This is a genomic window from Glaesserella sp., from assembly GCF_041814905.1.
Taxonomy (GTDB): domain Bacteria; phylum Pseudomonadota; class Gammaproteobacteria; order Enterobacterales; family Pasteurellaceae; genus Glaesserella.
In genome coordinates this window covers 1-5547 of the sequence record NZ_JBGXYA010000074.1, presented here as the reverse complement: position 1 = coordinate 5547, position 5547 = coordinate 1, and the positions used below count along the sequence as shown (strand labels likewise).

The window sequence follows — 5547 nt, the reverse complement described above, 5'->3', positions numbered from 1 at the left end:
GGTGTAATCCGATACTTCGGTCACGGGTAAACCGCGGTCTGCGAGTAATTTTGCTGTTCCGCCTGTTGAGAGTAGTTTTACACCACGTTGAACTAAGCCTTGGGCAAATTCAACGATGCCTGTTTTGTCAGACACACTTAATAATGCTTGCTGGATAGGACGATAAGTCATTATGTTTGTTCCTTTGATATCAAATTAAAAAGTGAAATTCCTCGCTTAACATCGCGAGGAATTAAAAAACGGCGAGATTATAAAGCAAACGTTTGCGCAAAGCTATTATTTACAAAACCTTGATTTTAATCTTTTGCGAAAAAAATATTTTAACAGTAAAATGAACGACCGTTCAGTAACCTTAACAGGTCCATTTTTTTATGTTTGACGAAATTCTACCGCGAAATGAAGTTGCCGTTCGCATTCTAAATGCTGCAGATCGGTTAATGGCAAAAGAAGGTGTGCAAAATATATCTACGCATAAAATAGCTAAAGAAGCCGGTGTCTCCGTGGGGACGATTTATTTATATTTTAAAGACAAAGAAAGTTTGTTACAGCAGCTTGTATTATACCTTTTTGATGCTTTTCATACGGCAGTGGACAGTAAACATGATCCGACCTTACCGCTTTTTGAACAGTATAAGCAGATGTGGCGTGATACGTGGCAATTTATGTTGAGCAAACCGGATATTGTCAAAAATATCCACCAATACGAATCATTGCCGCAGTTTCAAACGATCATGTTGGAATGTTTGAAATCGGAAGAGACTACATGGAATAAATTTGTGAGGCAAGGGCAAGAAAGCGGTGTGATTGCGTTGCTACCTCCGTTTGTGCTATTTGCCATCAGCATGCATACGGTTTGGGAGCTGATGCGTCAGCAACTTATATTAGGTGAAGTCTATTCTGAGGCGGTTTTGGAAGAAACCGTTCTTCGAACTTGGAAAGCAATAACGATTTAATCAAAATTTATATGGAGAAATTATGACAACAGAAGCACAGAAGCCAATAGGTAGAGGCAAGAAATTTGTTATGGTGTTGATCTTGTTGATTGTCCTCATCGTATTCGGCGGTGTGGTCGGCATGCAACAATTTATCGCGAGTAAAAAAGCGGAAGCGGCATTACATATGCCGGAATCCGTTAACCCTGTCACGGTAATGACAGTGAGCGGACGTGAATGGACCCCGGTTATTTCTGCCGTTGGTTCTATTCGTCCGAATCAAGGTGCGATGATTAGTGCACAAACCGCCGGTTCAGTCACCAAGGTATTGGTGAAATCCGGTGAGAAAGTGAAAAAAGGTCAACTGTTGGTTGAAATTGACAGTTCGGTGGAACGTGCAAGTTTAAAAGCCAGTGAAGCACAGTTACCGGCAGCACAAGCCAGCTATAACCGTTACCGTAACCTTGTCGCGTCAAACAGTGCATCGAAGGCAGATTTGGATTCGGCACAATCGACCTATAACCAGCTGGTGGCAACCATTGAATCGTTGAAAGCAGAGATCGCGCGTCGCCAAATCTATGCGCCTTTCGACGGTATTGCCGGTATTGTGAATGTCAATGTCGGGCAATATATTACGGCAGGTACGGAAATTGTACGCGTAGAAGATCAGAGCTCGATGAAAATTCGCTTCACTCTGCCGCAAACGGATTTAGAAAGTATCTTTATCGGTCAAAAAGTGACGGCGACTATTGATGCTTTACCGGGTAGAACCTTCCCGGCACGTATTATTGCGATTGATCCTGCGGTAGACAAATCCACCGGGTTAATTAATTTGGAAGCCGTGGTTGAGGAAGGGCAGGATAAATTACTGTCAGGTATGTTTGCTCGTTTAAATGTCGCATTGCCTACGTTATATGAACAGACGGTGGTTCCTCAAATTGCCGTCGCCTATACCATGTATGGTGAGAGCGTATATGTATTACAGCCGTTGTCTGAGGAAGATAAAGCGATCGTGAGTAAAATGGTTGAGCAAAATCCGAGCTTGGTGCCGGATAAAATCTATCGTGTTAAACAGGCTGAGGTGAAAACCAAGGATCGTAGAGGAATTTATTCACAGCTGAGTAAAGGGTTGAAAAAAGGTGATGTGATTGTCACCGGCGGGATGCAACGTTTAAGTAATAATTCATTAGTGATCATTTCCGAGCAAGAACCTGTCGGGGTAACGGCTCCTGCAACCAATACCAAATTATAGCGAGGTAAGCTGTGAAATTTACCGATATTTTTATTAAACGTCCTGTGTTGGCGGTCTGTATCAGCCTTTTAATTACCATTTTGGGCTTACAATCGATCAGTAGTTTACAGGTGCGTGAATATCCTGAAATGACGATATCCATTGTGACCGTTGAGGTCAATTATTCAGGGGCAGATTCAAGTTTGATGCAAGCGCTGATTACCTCACAAATTGAGGAAGCGGTTGCACAGGCGGATAATATTGACTACATGACGTCATCTAGTGAACCGAGTACCACGACGGTAACGGCAAAAATGAAGTTAAACACCGACCCGAATGCAGCGCTTTCCGATATTTCGGCGAAGGTCAATGCAATTCGTTCGAATCTGCCGAGTGAAGCCGATGATCCGAGTATCAGTGTTTCTACCGGTTCGATGGATCAAATGATGTTTATCCGTTTTGTGTCGGATGAATTGAATTCGTCGCAGGTAACCGACTACATTAACCGTGTGGTTAAGCCGCAATTTTTTACGGTAAACGGGGTGTCAAGCGTGGATGTTTTTGGTGGTTCCACATTCGGTTTGCGTATTTGGTTGGATCCGGACAAAATGGCTGCCTATAATTTGTCGGGCGCGACCGTCTTATCTTCGCTCAACGCTAATAACTTACAAACGGCAGCAGGCAATGCAAACGGTTATTACACCATTTATAAAAATAAAGTGGAGTCCACCACGCCTTCCGTTTCCGAGCTGGAAAACGTGACGATCTCCACCACCTCGGACGGTCAACAAATCAAGTTAAAAGATGTGGCAACCGTGGAGTTGGACAAATCTTCAGATTCCGCCCGTTCAACGGCAGACGGTAAAGAAGCTGTCGTATTGGCTGTTACCGCCGCAACAACGGCAAATACACTTACTGTGGCAAAAAATATTTACCCTATGTTTGAGCAGCTACAGAAAAACTTACCTGCCTCAATCGATGGGCAAATTATGTACGACAAAACCATTGCGATTAACAGCTCGATTGCAGAAGTGGTGAAAACTATCGGTGAAGCAACCGTGATCGTGTTGGTCGTTATTATCCTGTTCTTAGGATCCCTACGAGCAATGATTGTGCCGGTTATTACTATCCCGATTTCATTGATTGGGGTGTTGTTCATTCTGCAAATGATGGGCTTCTCCATCAACTTATTAACGCTTCTCGCGTTGATCTTAGCGATCGGGCTTGTGGTGGATGATGCGATTGTCGTATTGGAAAACGTAGAACGCCACGTAAAAGAAGGGAAAACGCCATTTGATGCGGCGATTATCGGTACACGTGAAATTGCCTTACCGGTCATTTCGATGACGATCACCTTAGCGGCGGTATATTCTCCGATGGCGTTAATGACAGGGGTAACGGGCTCTTTATTTAAAGAATTTGCACTCACCCTTGCCGGTGCGGTGGTTATTTCGGGAATTGCGGCGTTAACGCTTTCTCCGATGATGTCAAGCCGTGTCTTAAAAGAGCATAAAGAGGGCGAAGAAGGGCGCTTTGTCCGATTTATTCATCGCATGTTGGATAAAATGACGTCCTGTTATACCAATATGTTGACGATGGTGATGTCCGTGCGTCGCTTTATGTTGATCTTTGCGGTGGCGATTTTTACCACATTACCGTTTTTATTTGGTTCACTTTCTACTGAAGTGGCTCCGACGGAAGACCGTGGCGTTGTTATCGGATTCTCTACCGGTCCGTCAAATACCAACTTGGATTATACTCAAGAAGCGCTTAAACCGTTTGAAGAGAAGGTGCGCCAAATTCCGGAAGTCTCCGCCGTGATGAATGTTGCCGGTTTTAACGGGTATAACAGTGCCTTTACCGTGATTTCACTTAAAGATTGGAATGATCGAGATCGTAGTCAGGCACAAATCTCACAAGACGTGGCGGCATTGGGTAAAGACATCGTCGCGATGAACGTGAATGCCATCTCTTTCCCTGAAATTTCAACGGGAGAAAGCGGTCTACCGTTCTCCGTGGTGATTACTTCTGCAAATGATTATTCCAAATTGGCGGAAGTGGCGGCGGATTTCTTGAAAAAAGCGCAGGCATCGGGTCAATTTTTCTTCTCAAGCTTAGATTTAAAATTTGATACGGTGACCATGAATATGACCTTTGATCGTGAAAAAATGGGAACCTACGGCGTAACCATGCAGCAAGTCAGTAACTCGCTCGGCGCTTTCCTTTCAGGCGCAACCATTACCCGTGTAGATATTGATTCCCGCGCTTATCAAATCGTGTCGCAAGCGGTTCGTCAAGATCGTCTCAATCCGGAAGATTTGATGAAATATTATGTGACGACGAGCAGCGGTGCATCGATTCCCCTCGGCTCATTTGTGAAGATGGAGCTCACTACCCAGCCGTCAAAATTATCACGTATGAACCAACTTAACTCCGCCACCATTTCAGGCGTTGTGTCGGGGTCAATCGGTGATGCGGTCAACTGGGCAAAAGCGGAATTGGATCAAAGCTTACCGCAAGGTTATCAGTACGACTTCTTAAGCGAAGCACGCCAATACGTTCAAGAAGGTAATGCAATGATGTTTACCTTTGCCTTGGCGGTGGTCATTATCTATATCGTGTTGGCGATTCAATTTGAATCATGGCGCGATCCGTTGGTGATCTTGGTTTCTGTTCCGTTGGCAATCAGCGGCGCGTTATTAGTGATGAACATCCTTGGCATTCAGGGGGTTGCCGGTTCAACACTGAATATTTACTCTCAGGTTGGGTTGATTACGCTTGTCGGTTTAATCACCAAACACGGTATCTTGATGTGTGAAGTGGCGAAAGAAGAGCAACTTCTTCACGGCAAATCGCGCAGTGAAGCGATTTTCCATGCGGCAACCATTCGTTTACGTCCGATCATGATGACGACGGCGGCGATGATTGCGGGCTTGATTCCGTTACTTTATGCGGCAGGCGCCGGTGCGGTGGCGCGTTTCAGTATCGGTATGGTGATTGTTGCCGGTTTGGGTATCGGTACGCTCTTTACCTTGTTCGTCTTGCCGGTCATCTATACGTTCCTTGCCAGTGAACATAAACCGTTACCGGAGTTTGACGAAGCAAAATATGCCAAAATCGGAGGCGATAACGCTCACTAAGGCGGACAGTCTCTTATAATAGCCAAATAAAACAAGCGGTCGGTTTCACCCCAAAATTTGCAAATTTTGAAGGAAAACCGACCGCTTGTTGTGTTTATAACGGGTTGCTTAGTCAAGTGATATTTACTCAATTAAATTTTTTTTACAACTTATGGTCTATACGTTGCATTCTTTTTTAACGTAAAATGCACCCCGTTATTTTCTTTTTAAATCAATAAGGTTATTTATGACTCAGCTCAGTGTG

At 44.4% G+C, this 5547-nt stretch carries 3 protein-coding genes and 1 pseudogene; 3 read left to right on the top strand and 1 reads right to left on the bottom strand.

Annotated features, from left to right (window positions below):
- Positions 1-171 (bottom strand): annotated as a pseudogene (gene purH / locus ACEYJ7_RS10075) (bifunctional phosphoribosylaminoimidazolecarboxamide formyltransferase/IMP cyclohydrolase); the annotation flags it as partial.
- Between the two features lie 200 nt (positions 172-371).
- Between purH and ACEYJ7_RS10070 the strand changes: the two are divergent.
- From ACEYJ7_RS10070 to ACEYJ7_RS10060, 3 genes are read left to right on the top strand one after another with little or no spacing between them, the layout of a single operon-like run.
- Positions 372-953, top strand: coding sequence for a TetR/AcrR family transcriptional regulator (locus ACEYJ7_RS10070; RefSeq protein WP_373778968.1), 582 nt, complete (start codon positions 372-374; stop codon positions 951-953).
- A gap of 22 nt (positions 954-975) precedes the next feature.
- Positions 976-2184, top strand: coding sequence for an efflux RND transporter periplasmic adaptor subunit (locus ACEYJ7_RS10065; protein ID WP_373778967.1), 1209 nt, complete (start codon positions 976-978; stop codon positions 2182-2184).
- 11 nt (positions 2185-2195) lie between these two features.
- Positions 2196-5303, top strand: a complete 3108-nt coding sequence (locus ACEYJ7_RS10060; protein WP_373778966.1) for an efflux RND transporter permease subunit — start codon at positions 2196-2198, stop codon at positions 5301-5303.
- Positions 5304-5547: the final 244 nt, after the last annotated feature.